The 16,369-nt window shown below is 61.5% G+C and carries 14 protein-coding genes and 1 tRNA gene; 1 reads left to right on the forward strand and 14 read right to left on the reverse strand.

The features are described 5' to 3' along the window. Positions 1–77: 77 nt before the first annotated feature. From M1B34_RS31000 to truA, 10 genes are all read right to left on the reverse strand, one after another. Positions 78–153, reverse strand: a tRNA-Val gene (locus M1B34_RS31000). 170 nt (positions 154–323) lie between these two features. Next, entirely contained in the window at positions 324–1,100 is a 777-nt protein-coding gene (locus M1B34_RS31005; RefSeq protein WP_268267107.1) for an SDR family oxidoreductase, read from the reverse strand. Then, on the reverse strand, positions 1,097–2,308 hold the full coding sequence (locus M1B34_RS31010) for an O-succinylhomoserine sulfhydrylase (protein WP_123330829.1): 1,212 nt from the start codon (positions 2,306–2,308) through the stop codon (positions 1,097–1,099). The genes M1B34_RS31005 and M1B34_RS31010 overlap by 4 nt, the downstream gene beginning before the upstream one ends. A 31-nt stretch (positions 2,309–2,339) precedes the next feature. After that, a complete protein-coding gene (gene purF / locus M1B34_RS31015) occupies positions 2,340–3,845 on the reverse strand; it encodes an amidophosphoribosyltransferase (RefSeq protein ID WP_268261890.1) in 1,506 nt (501 codons plus the stop codon). Between the two features lie 41 nt (positions 3,846–3,886). Continuing rightward, positions 3,887–4,444, reverse strand: coding sequence for a CvpA family protein (locus M1B34_RS31020; protein WP_016968003.1), 558 nt, complete (start codon positions 4,442–4,444; stop codon positions 3,887–3,889). Positions 4,445–4,542: 98 nt separating this feature from the next. Further along, a complete protein-coding gene (locus tag M1B34_RS31025; protein ID WP_268267108.1) occupies positions 4,543–5,202 on the reverse strand; it encodes an SPOR domain-containing protein in 660 nt (219 codons plus the stop codon). Continuing rightward, the gene (gene folC, locus M1B34_RS31030) at positions 5,186–6,493 is read right to left on the reverse strand and encodes a bifunctional tetrahydrofolate synthase/dihydrofolate synthase (RefSeq protein ID WP_268267109.1); all 1,308 of its coding nucleotides are present in this window, start codon (positions 6,491–6,493) and stop codon (positions 5,186–5,188) included. Before folC ends, M1B34_RS31025 begins: the two co-directional genes overlap by 17 nt. Further along, positions 6,490–7,410 carry an acetyl-CoA carboxylase, carboxyltransferase subunit beta gene (gene accD / locus M1B34_RS31035; protein WP_123330821.1) on the reverse strand — a complete coding sequence of 307 codons (921 nt, stop codon included), beginning with the start codon at positions 7,408–7,410 and terminating at the stop codon, positions 6,490–6,492. Before accD ends, folC begins: the two co-directional genes overlap by 4 nt. Before the next feature lie 260 nt (positions 7,411–7,670). Then, the gene (locus tag M1B34_RS31040) at positions 7,671–8,303 is read right to left on the reverse strand and encodes a phosphoribosylanthranilate isomerase (protein WP_268267110.1); all 633 of its coding nucleotides are present in this window, start codon (positions 8,301–8,303) and stop codon (positions 7,671–7,673) included. Between the two features lie 62 nt (positions 8,304–8,365). Further along, entirely contained in the window at positions 8,366–9,190 is an 825-nt protein-coding gene (gene truA / locus M1B34_RS31045) for a tRNA pseudouridine(38-40) synthase TruA (protein WP_425273560.1), read from the reverse strand. 225 nt (positions 9,191–9,415) lie between these two features. On the opposite strand from truA, the gene M1B34_RS31050 reads away from it, so the two are divergent. Continuing rightward, entirely contained in the window at positions 9,416–10,075 is a 660-nt protein-coding gene (locus tag M1B34_RS31050; RefSeq protein ID WP_268267112.1) for a M24 family metallopeptidase, read from the forward strand. 99 nt (positions 10,076–10,174) lie between these two features. On the opposite strand, the gene M1B34_RS31055 is transcribed toward M1B34_RS31050, so the two are convergent. From M1B34_RS31055 to leuB, 4 genes are all read right to left on the reverse strand, one after another. After that, positions 10,175–12,760 (reverse strand): motility hub landmark protein FimV, encoded by a 2,586-nt coding sequence (locus M1B34_RS31055; RefSeq protein WP_268267113.1) that lies wholly within the window; start codon positions 12,758–12,760, stop codon positions 10,175–10,177. A gap of 182 nt (positions 12,761–12,942) precedes the next feature. Continuing rightward, positions 12,943–13,953, reverse strand: coding sequence for an aspartate-semialdehyde dehydrogenase (locus tag M1B34_RS31060; RefSeq protein ID WP_268267114.1), 1,011 nt, complete (start codon positions 13,951–13,953; stop codon positions 12,943–12,945). Positions 13,954–14,112: 159 nt separating this feature from the next. Further along, entirely contained in the window at positions 14,113–15,225 is a 1,113-nt protein-coding gene (gene asd, locus M1B34_RS31065) for an aspartate-semialdehyde dehydrogenase (protein WP_268261897.1), read from the reverse strand. 54 nt (positions 15,226–15,279) lie between these two features. After that, positions 15,280–16,362, reverse strand: a complete 1,083-nt coding sequence (gene leuB, locus M1B34_RS31070) for a 3-isopropylmalate dehydrogenase (RefSeq protein ID WP_123330809.1) — start codon at positions 16,360–16,362, stop codon at positions 15,280–15,282. Between the last annotated feature and the right edge of the window lie 7 nt (positions 16,363–16,369).

Genomic DNA, 16,369 nt, shown 5'->3' on the forward strand with positions numbered 1-16,369 from the left:
CGACTGAACTACCGCTGCGCGTCGGTTGGATGCTTCCTAAGAAGCCTCCGCCTTTCTTGCGAAAGACACTCATGAAGTGGTGGGTGATGACGGGATCGAACCGCCGACCCTCTGCTTGTAAGGCAGATGCTCTCCCGGCTGAGCTAATCACCCTTTGCTTCGCTGAGGCCGCGAAATTTACGCAGATACCCAAGCTAAGTCAATAGCAGCGTTAGAGTTTTTTCAAAAACAGCTTTGAGCAACACGCTTCAAGCCACCCGAAAAACACCAGCGCCACCCTTCGCTCCAAGCAGTCGCTTACAACGTGCAACTGCTGGGCACCCTTATTCCCGATAAATCATTTTCTTGGTCATGCCGCCATCGACCACAAACTCTTGGCCGGTGACAAAGCCGGAGTTTCTGGACAGCAGCCATGCCACCATCGACGCCACATCCTCGACCGTCCCCACCCGCCCCGCAGGATGCTGGGCATGATCGGTATCGGCCAGAGGATCAGCTCGGCGCACCGCGGGATCCCGCGCATCGATCCACCCGGGGCTCACCGCATTGACCCGAATCTCCGGACCAAGGCTGATGGCCAGCGCATGGGTCAACGCCAGCAGGCCGCCCTTGCTCGCCGCGTACGCCTCACTGTCAGGCTCGGATTGCCGAGCACGAGTGGAGGCTAAGTTAACGATGGCACCGCCGTGGGCACGCAGGTAAGGCGCACAATGCTTGGCCAGCAGCATGGGACCACCAAGATTGACCGCCAAAACGCGATTCCAATACGCCAGATCGAGGCTTTCCAGGGTGATGTTGTGAGGATCAGCCACCGCCGCGTTGCATACCAGGGCATCCAGGCGACCGAACTGCCCCAGCACCTCCGCCACGCCGCGCGACACCTGCTCCTCGTCGGCCACATCCATGGTGATAAACCAGGCGCTCTCACCGAGCACCTTGGCCACCTTGGAGCCCCGCACGCGATCCAGATCGGTCAGGACGACCTGCCAGCCCTCACTGATCAGCCAGGCAGCAATCCCCAAGCCAATGCCACGTGCCGCGCCAGTCACCAGCGCGACACGCCCGTTGGCAGCGCTCTGCTGCGTAGACAGCTCGATCACAAAGCAGCCAGGCCACGAGCCAGGTCAGCTTGCAGGTCCGCCACATCTTCCAGGCCGACAGCGACACGGATCAGGCTGTCGCGAATACCGGCAGCCTCACGCTCCTGAGGCGCCAGGCGACCGTGGGAGGTGGTGCTCGGGTGGGTGATGGTGGTTTTGCTGTCACCCAGGTTGGCCGTAATGGAAATCAAGCGCGTGGCGTCGATAAAGCGCCAGGCACCCTCTTTGCCGCCCTTGACCTCAAAGCTCACCACCGCGCCAAAACCGCGCTGCTGACGTTTGGCCAACTCATATTGCGGGTGGCTCGGCAGGCCGGCGTAATGCACCTTCTCAATGCCATCCTGACGCTCCAGCCACTCGGCCAAGGCCAGGGCATTGGCGCAGTGGGCACGCATCCGCAGGCTGAGGGTTTCCAAGCCTTTGAGGAAAATCCAGGCATTGAACGGACTCAGGGTCGGCCCTGCAGTACGCAGGAAGCCCACCACTTCTTTCATCTGTTCACTGCGACCGGCCACCACGCCGCCCATGCAACGGCCTTGGCCGTCGATGAACTTGGTCGCCGAATGCACCACCACGTCCGCACCCAGCTTCAGCGGCTGTTGCAACGCAGGAGTGCAGAAACAGTTGTCGACCACCAGCATCGCACCCTTGGCGTGAGCGACCTCGGCCAAGGCGGCGATATCCACCAGCTCAGCCAAGGGATTGGAGGGCGACTCGACAAACAGAAGCTTGGTGTTGGCCTTGATCGCCGCATCCCAACCGGACAAGTCCGCCAGAGGCACGTAATCGACTTCGACACCAAAACGCTTGAAGTACTTTTCGAACAGGCTGATGGTCGAGCCAAACACACTGCGCGACACCAGCACATGATCGCCCGCACTGCACAGGCTCATGACCACCGAAAGGATCGCCGCCATGCCGGTGGCGGTAGCCACGGCCTGCTCTGCACCCTCCAGGGCTGCCATACGTTCTTCAAACGAACGCACAGTGGGGTTGGTGTAGCGGGAATAGACGTTGCCCGGCACCTCGCCGGCGAAACGCGCGGCCGCGTCGGCGGCTGTGCGAAACACGTAGCTGGAGGTGAAGAACATCGGATCACCGTGCTCTCCTTCCGGGGAACGGTGTTGGCCGGCGCGCACGGCCAGGGTGTCGAACGCTACGCCGTCTAGGTCGCTGTCCAGCCGACCGGCATCCCAATCCTGACTCATGCCGCCTACTCCTTAGTCTTAAAACTCTAAATCAATTGTTGTACAGATCGATGATCGCGCTGACCGCCTGGGTCTTGACCTTGGAAGCGTCATTACGGGCATGCTCGATCTTGTTCAGATAGGCCTCGTCCACGTCGCCGGTGACGTACTTGCCGTCGAACACCGCGCAGTCAAAGCTCTCGATCTTGATCTTGCCGCCACCGACAGCCTCGATCAGGTCCGGCAGGTCCTGGTAGATCAGCCAGTCAGCGCCGATCAGGTCCGCCACGTCCTGGGTCGAACGATTGTGAGCGATCAGCTCGTGGGCGCTCGGCATGTCGATCCCGTAGACGTTCGGGTAACGCACGGCCGGTGCCGCGGAGCAGAAGTAGACGTTTTTCGCGCCGGCTTCACGAGCCATCTGGATGATTTGCTTGCACGTGGTGCCACGCACGATGGAGTCGTCCACCAACATCACGTTCTTGCCGCGGAACTCCAGCTCGATGGCGTTGAGCTTCTGGCGTACGGATTTTTTACGCGCAGCCTGGCCCGGCATGATGAAGGTCCGGCCGATGTAGCGGTTCTTCACGAAGCCTTCGCGGAACTTGACGCCCAAGTGGTTAGCCAGTTCCAGGGCTGCCGTGCGGCTGGTGTCCGGAATCGGGATGACCACGTCGATGTCGTGCTCTGGACGCTCACGCAGGATCTTCTCCGCCAGCTTCTCACCCATGCGCAGGCGGGCCTTGTAGACCGAAACACCGTCGATGATCGAGTCCGGACGCGCCAGGTAGACGTGTTCGAAGATGCAGGGGGTCAGCGACGGGTTGGTCGCGCACTGACGGGTATGCAGCTTGCCATCTTCAGTGATGTAGACCGCTTCGCCCGGGGCCAGGTCGCGGATCAGCGTGAAGCCCAGCACGTCCAGGGACACGCTTTCGGAGGCGATCATGTACTCGACGCCTTCGTCGGTATGACGCTGACCGAACACGATCGGACGAATACCGTGGGGGTCACGGAAACCGACAATGCCGTAGCCAGTGATCATGGCCACGACCGCGTAACCACCAACGCAACGGTTGTGCACATCAGTCACGGCGGCAAACACGTCTTCCTCGGTAGGCTGCAGCTTGCCGCGCTGGGCCAGCTCGTGAGCGAACACGTTGAGCAGTACTTCGGAGTCGGAGTTGGTGTTGACGTGGCGCAGATCAGATTCGTAAATCTCCTTGGCCAGCTGTTCAACGTTGGTCAGGTTACCGTTGTGCGCCAGGGTAATGCCGTACGGCGAGTTGACGTAAAACGGTTGAGCTTCGGCCGAAGTCGAGCTGCCTGCGGTCGGATAACGCACATGGCCAATGCCCATGTGACCGACCAGGCGCTGCATGTGACGCTGATGAAACACATCACGAACCAGACCATTGTCCTTGCGCAGGAATAACCGGCCATCGTGGCTGGTCACAATACCGGCAGCGTCCTGGCCGCGGTGCTGGAGCACGGTTAGCGCGTCATACAGCGCCTGATTGACGTTCGACTTACCGACGATACCGACGATGCCACACATGCGACGCAACCCCTACTTAATGAAACTGAACTGATCACCGCTTACTGAGGCGTTTTGGCCGGTAAGAGGTGCTCCTTGAACGGTATTTCAGCGGGTACGCTGATACCGCTGGCCAGCCACTGACTGCTCCACCCCAGAATGAGGTTCTTGGACCAGTCTGCAACCAATAGAAATTGTGGCACCAGCCGCGACTGCTGCCACCAGGAATCCTGTTGTACCGGCCCCAGGCTCAGAAGCCCGACCGCCACGACCACCAGCAATGCGCCACGCGCCGCGCCGAAGGCCATGCCGAGAAATCGATCGGTCCCGGAGAGGCCGGTGACGCGAATCAATTCGCCGATGAGATAGTTGACCATTGCCCCCACCAGCAAGGTGGCGACAAACATGATTGCGCAGCCCGCGATCACGCGAGCCGAGGGAGTTTCGATATAACCGCCGAGGTACTCGGACAGTGAGCCACCAAACATCCAGGCTACGACTCCGGCGATGATCCAGGTCAGGAGCGACAGCGCTTCTTTGACGAAGCCGCGGCTCAAGCTGATCAAAGCGGAGATGGCGATTATTGCAACGATCGCCCAGTCAACCCAGGTAAATGGCACAGTGCAGCCTACAGACGGATAAGGCGGCGCATTTTAGCAGAGCGCTTGGCTGTCGGTAAGCTGCGATTCACTGTGCATTTCAAATCGTGTCGATAGCCTTAACCACGCTCAGGCTGGAAGCGCACCACGAACCCCTTGAGGTTGTGCTGGCGACCCAGTACGTCACGCAGGCGATCCGCCTCTGCACGCTCGATCAGCGGCCCGACAAATACCCGATTCTTGCCCTCGGCAGAGCGGATATAGGCGTTATAGCCCTGGGCACGCAAGGTTTTCTGCAGGTTCTCGGCCCCTTCACGACTGGACAGACTGGCCAATTGCACCGACCAGCTCACCGACAGGCCATTGGCATCGACTCGACTTTGAGTGGTGTCCGGCTTGACGGGCGCCGCGGCGATGGGCTGAGTGGGCGCCGCCACCGGCTTCGCCGGCGCAGGTTGCACAACAGGCTTGCTCGCAACAACCGGCGGCGCCACCGGAACAGGAACCTGGGACACCGGTGCCGAAGGGGCAACCTGCTGGACCACTTCCTCCTCCATCGGCTGCGGCTCTTCAGGCAACACCTGGGGCTCGGGCACCACCACTGGCTCAACCTGAACCTGAGGCAGCGCTGAAACCTGGGGCGCGGCAGGCGCCTCGACACTGACGTGACGCTGCTCGTCCTCGCGAGAAAACAGCATCGGCAGGAAAATCACCGCCAGCGCCACCAGAACCAGGGCCCCCACCATTCGCTGCTTATAGACGTTATCCAACATTGCCATGTGCAGCTTCCTCCGTGGAGCGCCGGGCGAGCCACTCAAGCGCCTCGGCAACACAATAAAAAGACCCGAACAGCAGAATTTCATCTTCGGCTGCGGCTTGCTCGCACTGGGCATCTAGGGCCGCAGCCACGCTGACATGGGACGTCACCGTCGCCCCAAGGTTCTCCAGGGCCGCTTGCAGATCTGCCACCGGGCGTGCCCGCGAGGAATCCAGGGGAGCCACTGCCCAGCTATGAACACTGCCGTTCAGTCGGGCAACCACACCGCCCAGGTCTTTGTCCGCCAACAGGCCGAACACCGCCAGGCGCCGCCCTGCCACCGGCCGACGAGCCAGGCGCTCGGCCAGATACTCGGCCGCATGAGGGTTATGCCCGACATCCAGCAGCAGATTCAGCCGCTTGCCCTGCCAGTCGAATTGCCGACGATCCAGGCGTCCCACCACTCGCGTCTGCTGCAAGGCGGCGATGAGCTGTTGCGCCTGCCACGGCAGGTCCAGCAACAAATAGGCCTGCAACGCCAGCGCGGCATTCTCCATCGGCAGGTCGAGCAACGGCAGATCGTGCAACTCCACCGCCTGCCCACGCCGATCGACGCCTCGCCACTGCCAATGCGCGTCGCCCTGCGCCAGGTCGAAATCACGACCACGCAGGAAAAACGGGCAATTGAGCTCGCGCGCCTTGTCCAGCAGAGGTTGAGGAGGATTCAGATCGCCACAGAGCGCTGGCGCGCCCTGGCGGAAAATGCCGGCCTTTTCATAGGCCACGGATTCGCGGGTATCACCCAGGTAGTCCACATGGTCGACGCCGATACTGGTCACCAGGGCCAGGTCCGCATCCACGATGTTGACCGTGTCCAGGCGCCCGCCCAAGCCGACCTCCAGGACCACCGCATCCAGCGCTGAATGCTGGAACAGCCAGAAGGCCGCCAGGGTACCCATCTCGAAATAGGTCAGAGAGATTTCGCCACGCCCCGCCTCGACCGCAACAAAGGCCTCGCAAAGCGCTGCGTCGGTGGCTTCAACACCATCGATCTGCACCCGCTCGTTGTAGCGCAGCAGGTGCGGCGAGTTGTAGACACCAACCTTCAACCCCTGGGCCCGCAACAGCGAGGCGACGAAGGCGCAGGTGGAACCCTTGCCGTTGGTACCGGTCACCGTAATCACCCGAGGCGCCGGCTTGCCCAATCCCATGCGGGACGCTACCTCTTGCGAGCGCCCCAGCCCCATGTCGATGGCCGAAGGGTGCAATTGCTCGAGGTAGGCGAGCCATTCGCCCAGGGTGCGCTGGGTCATAGGCTGGCAGGTGCCGGCGGAACCACGATCGGCTCGATAGGCGCAGCGACGAACTCTGGCGTCGGCAGCCCCATCAGTTGGGCCAACAGGTTACCCAGGCGCGGACGCAGCTCCTGACGGGCGATGATCATGTCGATTGCACCGTGCTCCAGCAGGAACTCACTGCGCTGGAAGCCTTCCGGCAGTTTTTCGCGCACGGTCTGCTCGATCACACGTGGACCGGCAAAGCCCACCAGGGCCTTTGGCTCAGCGACGATCACGTCACCCAGCATCGCAAGGCTGGCGGAAACACCACCGTAGACCGGATCGGTCAGCACCGAGATGAACGGCAGGCCTTCTTCACGCAGACGAGCCAGCACCGCGGAGGTCTTGGCCATTTGCATCAGGGAGATCAAGGCTTCCTGCATCCGCGCGCCACCGGAGGCGGAGAAGCAGATCATTGGGCAGCGGTTTTCCAGGGCGTAGTTGGCGGCGCGAACAAAACGCTCACCGACGATGGCGCCCATGGAGCCACCCATGAAGGAGAATTCGAAGGCCGACACCACCACCGGCATACCCAACAGGGTGCCGCTCATGGAGATCAGGGCATCCTTTTCACCGGTCTGCTTCTGCGCACCCACCAGGCGGTCCTTGTACTTTTTGCCGTCGCGGAACTTCAGGCGGTCAACCGGCTCCAGGTCGGCACCCAACTCGGCACGGCCTTCGGCATCGAGGAAGATGTCGATGCGGGCGCGAGCGCCGATACGCATGTGGTGGTTGCACTTAGGGCAGACGTCCAGGGTCTTTTCCAGCTCCGGACGATAGAGCACGGCCTCGCAGGACGGGCATTTATGCCAAAGACCTTCAGGCACCGAGCTCTTCTTCACCTCGGAACGCATGATCGAAGGGATCAGTTTGTCTACTAACCAGTTGCTCATGCTTTCTTTCTCCAGTACCGGCGGCCCGAACGCTCTGGTTCGCAGCCCCGTGTATGCCCTTGAGCTAAATTCATGTGTGCGGCGATGATCGTTTCGTTACCGCGGTCAGCACAAGGCTCGACCTGCCTGTCTCGAATCGTTCCTCAGCCATCCCGACAACCCGCGATAGAGCGGTTGCCACTTCAATCTCGGCCCGTCCAGAGGACGATGCCAGCCTGTTTTGTACAGTGGTGTTATGGACGGCGGCAGACTGCCAGCCGTCACATCGACTCACTGCTGCCGCGTACTGCCTGCATAAATGCATGAATCTTTGCCTGATCCTTGATGCCCTTGGCCTGCTCCACACCGCCGCTGACGTCCACCGCATAAGGACGCACCTGGGCAATGGCTTGCGCCACATTCTGCGCAGACAGCCCACCCGCGAGGATGATCGGCTTGCTCAACCCCCGGGGAACCAGGGACCAGTCGAACGCCTCGCCGGTTCCACCGGGAACACCTTCAACGTAGGTATCGAGGAGAATGCCGCTGGCCCGCGGATAGGCGTCGCAACTGGCGGCAATGTCATCCCCCGCCTTGACTCGCAGTGCCTTGATGTAAGGCCGGTGATAGCCCTCGCAATCGGCGGACGATTCATCGCCATGGAACTGCAGCAGGTCCAAGGGCACCGCGTCGAGGACCTCCCCCAACTCACAGCGACTGGCGTTGACGAACAAACCCACCGTGGTCACGAAAGGCGGCAAGGCGGCGATGATGGCCCGCGCTTGCTGCACAGTCACCGCCCGTGGGCTTTTGGCGTAAAACACCAGGCCGATGGCATCCGCCCCGGCCTCGACCGCTGCCAGCGCATCTTCTATGCGGGTAATCCCGCAAATTTTGCTGCGAACGGCTGACATGTCGTTTAAACCCCAGGGCAAATCCGGAAAGTCCCGGATGGTAGCAAATGCTTTTCCAAGCGTCAGCCGTCAAGTTCCGAGAAACCAGTAAGGAAATGTGGCCCAACGTAGCGTTCCGGCAACTGGAATTCATCCTTGTACTCCACCTGCACCAGGTACAAGCCAAAGGGGTGCGCAGTCACCCCACCGGTGCGGCGAACACGGCTTTCCAGCACTTCACGGGCCCATTCCACCGACCGCTCGCCAGCCCCAATGGTCATCAGCACACCGGCAATATTGCGCACCATGTGATGCAAAAAGGCGCTGGCGCGGATATCCAGCACAATCATCTTGCCGTGCCGGGTGACCCGCAGGTGATGCAACTCCTTGATCGGCGATTTGGCCTGGCACTGGCCAGCCCGGAATGCACTGAAATCATGGGTACCCACCAGGTACTGGGCCGCCTCGGCCATGCGCTGGACATCCAGGGGCCGGTGGTTCCAGGTGATTTCCTCATTGAGGTGGGCCGGGCGAATCTGATCGTTGTAGATCACATAGCGATAACGCCGAGCAATGGCCTTGAAGCGCGCATGAAAATGCGCAGGCATGACCTGTGCCCAACTCACACTGATGTCATGGGGCAGGTTGATATTGGCCCCCATGACCCAGGCCTTCAGCGAGCGCTCGGCCCGGGTGTCGAAATGCACCACTTGCCCACACGCATGAACCCCAGCGTCAGTACGCCCGGCACACGCGACCACCACCGGTGAGTCAGCCACTTTCGACAGCGCGCGCTCCAGGGTTTCCTGAACGCTCGGCACACCGGAAGCCTGGCGCTGCCAGCCTCGGTAGCGCGAACCTTTGTATTCAACACCCAGGGCGATGCGGGAAAAGCCTTCGGCCGCCATTTCGGCAGCCGGGTTATCTATATTTGCCAAGAAGTTACAGCCTGCTGATATGCGCAAAGTCGGCCATTATAAGGCCGCCGGAAACAGACGCCATGCACGACCGGCTTTTAGTTGCTGATTGGCATTCAAACCCCCAAGCCTGCAAGCCAATTGCATCACTTCCCGACTATCGCTATATAGAAAAATACATAACGAAAACTTCGCCCCTCTACCGAGACCTGATGAATGAACGCCATAAGCAAAGAAGCGGTTGGCCTGGCCTACAGCCTGGACGGCATGCTCCACGCCAAACGCATGATCTGGGAAGCCATTGCGCAGATGGGCCGGCAGATCACCCCCGGAATGCGCGAATCCGACGCCAAGGCCTTGGGCCTGACGATCTTGCAGGAACTGGGGATGGAACGAATCTGGCACCCAATGCTGATCCGCTTTGGCAGCAACACCCTCAAAACCTTCAAGCAGCGCTCCGAGGGCGACCCGATTCTGGGCGAGCAGGATATTTTCTTTATCGACCTGGGCGTGGTCTGGGATCGCCATGAAGCCGATGCCGGGGCCACGTTCACCACCGGCAACGACCCCGAGATGCAGGCGTGCGCGGCGGCCGCCAAAACCCTCTTCGACCAGGTGCACGACCACTGGAAAACCCATCAGGTCAACGGCCCCGAGCTCTATCGCTTCGCCGAAGCCCAGGCGACCGCCATGGGCTGGTTACTCAATCTGGAGATCAAAGGCCACCGCGTCAGCGACTTTCCCCATGCGATCTACCGAGCCGGCGACCTGGGAGCCTTTGAAGACTGCCCGAACGTCGGCCTGTGGATTCTGGAAATCCAGATCGCCCACCCTACCCGCCCCTTTGGCGCATTTTATGAAGACCTGCTGAGCTGAGCTCGCGCACAAGCATGGGGTGCTAGTGCGCCAGGCAGATGCAGAAACAAAAACGGCAGCCTCATTGGGCTGCCGTTTTGTTTACTGCCTTGCCGAGAATCAAGCCAGACGCGTCAGCATTTCCTGGGCTTCGGTTTTCTGGCCATCATTACCTTCACTGATGACTTCGCCAAGGATGTCCCGGGCGCCATCGTTGTCGCCCATGTCGATGTAAGCCTGGGCCAGGTCCAGCTTGGTGGCCACCTCATCGGTACCGGAGAGGAAGTCGAAGTCCGTCTCGTCGAGGCTCGCCGCTGCGTCTTCAGCCGTGAAACGCGGCTCATCAAGCGCTGGCTGCTCAAGGCTCTGCGACAGGCGATCCAACTCGGCGTTGACATCGTCCAGCTCGGAAGCAAAGGCGTCCTTGGGCTCAGCCGCAACGTCCATCTCATCCGCCAGGGACAGGTCAAAATCTGCAGGCAGATCCAGATCATCCAGGGCTTCAGCGGTGATCGTCGGCACATCGCCGGTCGGCAAGCCCTTCATCTCGTCTTCAAGACCGAGCAGGAAGTCTTCGTCGCTCTGGGCCGGCAGGTCGTCGCCCAGATCGAGGTCAAAGTCCGACAGATCGTCGAGGTTGTCTTGAGCCTCGGTCTGTTGCTGCAAGACCGACTCGAAACTCAAGTCGTCGTCCAGCGGGAACTCATCCAGCTCAGCCACCGGGTCAACCACTGGCGCCGGCTCCGGCGTCACCACCGCAGGCGACACGGCTTCCAGATCATCCAGGCTCAGGTCGAAATCCGCATCCAGGCCTTCAATCACAGACTCTGGTTCCGGCTCCGGCGCTTGCGGCTCATCCTGCAGCAGTTCCTTGACGTATTCGGCGTCCAACTCAGCCGCCACCGCAGCGGCAGCCAAACCAGCAGTGGCTGCCACGGCGACCATGGCCGGGAAGCGGCTTTTCAGCTGCTCGACTTCCGCGTGGTTCTTGCCATTGGCCACCAACTGGCGTTCCTGGGCGATAAAGGCGGTGCGATCGCCCTGGAGGCCGTAGACCTCCATCAACTTCAGGCGCAACTCACTGCGCTGAGGCTCCAGCGGGACGGCTTCTTCGAGGATGGCGGCCGCCTGGTTCAAACGTCCAGCGTCGATATGGTTCTGCGCTTGCCCGAGCACATCCAGGGCACGCTCGGCAGGCGCTGGAGGTGGCGCTACGACAACCGGAGCCACGACCACTTCAGGCCTCGGCGCCAGCTTGACGCTAGGCGCTGGTACTTCCAGGCCCTCGAAGCTGCTTTCCGGCAGGTCCATTTCCGCGGCGAAATCATTTTCCTCGGACAAGGCCCGAGCCATCCGCAGGTGCTTTTCCGCTTCCTGGGCCGCCTTGCGACGGCGCACCAGCAGCAACAGCAGGAGCGCCGCCAGGACGGCACCGCCACCAATCAGGCCCAGCAGGATCGGGTTGGTCAGCAGCTCGTTGAATTTGCTGTCATCGGATTGGGCAGCCTCCGCCGGTGGCTCAGGCGTCACAGGCGCGGCAGTGGCCGCCGGGTCCGTCACGGGGGCAGCCGGGGCTGCTGGCGCCGGAGGCGGGCTCACCAACTCGGCCGAGACCACAGGTGCAACCGGAGTCGCCGGCGCTGCCGAACCCTCGGCCTGCAACTTGGCCAGTTGATCGTTCTTCAGCTCGATCAGCCGCTGCAGTTTGTCCAACTGGCTCTGAAGATCGGCCATGCGGCTTTTCAATTCTTCGTTGTCGCGGCGTGTCGAATCCAGGCTTTCCTGAGTCACCGCCAACTTGTTGCTCAGCGCCTTGCTATCGCCCGCCGCCCCTTTGCCGCGCTTGCCCGCATCCGCCGACACCAGGCTCAGGTTGTCTTTGCTGGCAGCCTGGCCGGTGGCCTGGTTGGCAGTGCCGCGCTTGGTCCCGTCCAACTGCTGTTGCTGGCCACGAGTGGCACTACGCCGCCCCTGACGCCACGCCGCATTTTGCGCAGCCACTTCGGCGATCGCCTGGGGCTGCGGCAAGCTGGTGCTTTGCACAGGGTCCGGCAGACGCAGCACTTTGCCGGTCTTCAACCGGTTGATGTTGCCGTCGATAAAGGCATCCGGATTCAGCGCCTGAATTGCCAGCATGGTTTGCTGCACCGAACCGCCGTTGCGTTCCTTGGCGGCAATTTCCCACAAAGTGTCGCGTGCCGAGGTGGTGTACTGCTTGGGCTTGCTCACACCGGTGACCGGCGCGTTGACCGCAGCCCGCTGAGGCGGCGCGACCTTGGCGGCGGCTTCGGCGGTTTGCGGAGAGAATTTGGAAGGGTCCAGCAGTACGCTGTAATCACGCAGCAGCCGGCCATTGGGCCACATCACCTGGACCAGGAACTTGACCATCGGCTCGGACAGCGGCTTGCTCGAGGTGACCCGCAACAGGCTCTTGCCGCCAGGATTGAGGACCGTAGTGAAGCTCAGGTCATTGAGAAACGCCTGGCGATCAACGCCGGCCTTGGCGAACTCTTCCGGCGAGGCCAGGCTGGGGACCACCTCGGCGGCGGTGAGGTCCTTGATATCAAGCAGTTCGATTTCTGCTACCAAAGGCTGGTTAAGCGTCGACTTCAGGGTCAGCTCCCCGAGCCCAAGCGCCTGCGCCATACCGGAGGACAGCGCCGAGGCGGCCGCTATTGCTAACACCAGTTTGCGAACTTGAACCATAGCCTCATCCTTTGTCTGAACATTCCTCGGCCAGCGAGAAGGTGTTGTAGCTGCTGCCGTATGGCATTGCGCGCGATTAATTCTTGCATGCCCCGGGAGGGCCTGATGGCCACTCACCTACAGCAACTGGCCAAGCATAGCGCCCGGCTAGATTCATTCTGCAAATTGTTGCCAAGTATCTTTTACAGCAGGTCTTTTATCAACAACTCAGCCAATTGCACAGCGTTCAAAGCCGCGCCTTTGCGCACGTTATCTGACGTCAGCCACAGATTAAGTTCCGCCGGGTCGTCGACACCGCCGCGCACCCGCCCTACATAAACCACGTCCTGCCCCACTGCATCCCCGACCGCAGTCGGATAGTCGCCCGCCTCAACCAGCTCCAGGCCAGGGGCCGCATCCAACGCTGCATTCACCGCCACCAGGTCGATAGCGGTCGCGGACTGCAGGGTCACGCTATAGCTATCGCCAAAAAATACCGGGGCTTGAACGCAAGTGACAGAAATCTTTAATAAAGGTTGTGCCAGGACTTCACGCAACTCGTGCACCAGGCGCTTTTCCAACAGGGTATGCCCCTGCTCATCCGGCGTGCCCACTTGCGCCAGCAGGTTGAACGCCATCTGCCGGTCAAAGAAACGCGGCTCCAGGGGGCGAACATTCAGCAGCTCGGCGGTCTGGCGCGCCAATTCGGTCACGGCTTCGCGCCCCTGGCTGGAGACCGCGAGGCTGGCGGTCAGGTTGACCCGCTGAATGTCCAGCAACCCCTGCAACGGCGCCAGCGCTAACGCCAAGGCTGTGGCCGAAGCACTCGGACTGCTCAACTGCAGCGGCTTTTTCAACCCGGCCAACACCTGTGCATTCACCTCCGGCACTACGTTCGGCGCCTGGGCCGAAGGCAAGGCACCGGACAGGTCGATCACCGCACAATTGGCGGCCGTGGCCCGGGGTGCGAAGCTCAAGGTGACTGCCGGGCCAGCGGCGAAGAACGCCAGTTGAACCTTGCTGAAATCGAACTCGTCGACCTCCCGCACTCGCACGTTCTTGCCACGAAAAGGCACCGAGTGCCCGGCCGATTCGCTGCTGGCCAACAGGTGCAGGTTGGCGACGGGAAAATCACGCTCTTCGAGGATCTGCACCAAGGTTTCACCCACAGTGCCGGTGGCGCCGATCACGGCAATATCAAAGGACTGGTTCATGGTGCTACCTCAGGCGAATCGGGGGGAGCGGCACTTTACCCGCCGCGGGGTAACGAGGCAATTGGCGGGCAAGCCCGGTACCGCAGGCGGGTAAGCCCGAGGGCCATAAAAAAACCCGCGACTCTTGCAAGGCGCGGGCTTTTTCAGACGCTCAGTGGATCAACGCTCCAGCAGAATCCGCAGCATGCGGCGCAGCGGTTCGGCCGCGCCCCACAGCAGCTGGTCGCCTACGGTGAACGCGCCGAGGAACTGCGAGCCCATGTTCAGTTTACGCAGACGCCCCACCGGAATGTTCAGGGTGCCGGTGACCTTGGTAGGGCTCAGCTCCTGCATGCTGATATCACGCTGGTTCGGCACCAGCTTGACCCACGGGTTGTGCTGGCTGATCAGCCCTTCGATGTCGGCGATCGGCACATCTTTGTTGAGCTTGATGGTCAGTGCCTGGCTGTGGCAGCGCATGGCGCCGATACGTACGCAGATACCGTCCACCGGGATCGGGCTCTTGAAGCGACCGAGGATCTTGTTGGTTTCGGCCTGGGCCTTCCACTCTTCGCGGCTCTGGCCGTTAGGCAGCTCCTTGTCGATCCACGGAATCAGGCTGCCGGCCAGGGGCACGCCGAAGTTCTCGGTCGGGTAGGCATCGCTGCGCATGGCTTCGGCCACTTTGCGGTCGATGTCGAGGATGGCGCTGGCCGGGTTGGCCAGGTCATCAGCGACGGCCGCGTGGGTCGCCCCCATTTGCTTGATCAGCTCACGCATGTTCTGCGCGCCGGCACCGGAGGCCGCCTGATAAGTCATGGCACTCATCCACTCCACCAGGCCGGCTTCGAACAAGCCGCCCAGGCCCATCAGCATCAGGCTGACGGTGCAGTTGCCACCGATGTAGTTCTTGGTGCCAGCATCCAGTTGCTGGTCGATGACCTTGCGGTTCACCGGGTCCAGGATGATCACCGCATCGTCCTGCATACGCAGGCTGGACGCCGCGTCGATCCAGTAGCCCTGCCAGCCGGCTTCGCGCAGCTTGGGGAAGACTTCGCTGGTGTAGTCGCCACCCTGGCAGGTCAGAATCACGTCGAGGGTTTTCAGCTCATCAATGTTGTAGGCGTCCTTGAGCGGAGCAATATCCTTGCCCACCGACGGACCCTGGCCACCGACATTGGAAGTGGTGAAAAACACCGGTTCAATAAGATCGAAGTCCTGCTCTTCCAGCATCCGCTGCATGAGCACGGAACCGACCATACCGCGCCAACCGATCAGACCTACACGTTTCATCGCAACTACACCTATACAAAAGTGGGCCACCGTCTGTGCGGTGGGCCCGAAAGATTACAGATTCCGCAGCGCGGCGACTACTGCATCGCCCATTTCCTGCGTACCTACCTTTTCACAACCGGCCGACCAGATGTCGCCCGTGCGCAAACCTTGGTCCAGCACCAGGCTCACGGCCTTCTCAATGGCGTCCGCCGCTTCGTGCAGGTTGAAGCTGTAACGCAGCATCATCGAGACCGAGAGGATGGTCGCCAACGGGTTGGCAATGCCTTGCCCGGCGATGTCCGGCGCCGAACCGTGGCACGGCTCGTACATGCCTTTGTTGTTGGCATCCAGGGAGGCCGACGGCAGCATGCCGATGGAACCGGTGAGCATCGAGGCTTCGTCGGAGAGGATGTCACCGAACATATTGTCAGTGACGATCACGTCGAACTGCTTCGGCGCCCGCACCAACTGCATGGCGGCATTATCCACGTACATGTGGCTCAGCTCGACGTCCGGGTAGTCCTGGGCCACTTGCTCGACCACTTCGCGCCACAGCTGGCTGGAAGCCAGGACGTTGGCCTTGTCCACCGAGCACAGCTTCTTGCCACGCACGCGCGCCATGTCGAAACCGACACGGGCGATACGGCGGATTTCGCTCTCGCTATACGGCAGGGTGTCGTAGGACTGACGCTCGCCATTTTCCAGCTCGCGGGTGCCGCGCGGGGCGCCGAAGTAGATGCCGCCGGTCAGCTCGCGAACGATGAGGATGTCCAGGCCGGACACGATTTCAGGCTTGAGGCTCGAAGCATCGGCCAGTTGCGGGTAGAGAATCGCCGGACGCAGGTTGCCGAACAGGCCCAGTTGCGCACGGATTTTCAGCAGGCCGCGCTCAGGGCGGATGTCACGCTCGATCTTGTCCCACTTCGGGCCACCCACGGCGCCCAGCAGCACCGCATCGGCGGCACGGGCACGGTCCAGGGTTTCATCGGCCAGGGGCACGCCGTGCTGGTCGATGGCCGCGCCACCGATCACGTCGTGGCTCAGCTCGAAGCCCAGGCTGTACTTGTCATTGGCCAGCTCCAGCACCTTGACCGCTTCGGCCATGATTTCCGGGCCAATACCGTCACCGGGGAGAATCAGAATCTGCTTGCTCATGCGTTCC

It is taken from the genome of Pseudomonas morbosilactucae (assembly GCF_023241715.1).
In the GTDB taxonomy this organism is placed as follows: domain Bacteria; phylum Pseudomonadota; class Gammaproteobacteria; order Pseudomonadales; family Pseudomonadaceae; genus Aquipseudomonas; species Aquipseudomonas morbosilactucae.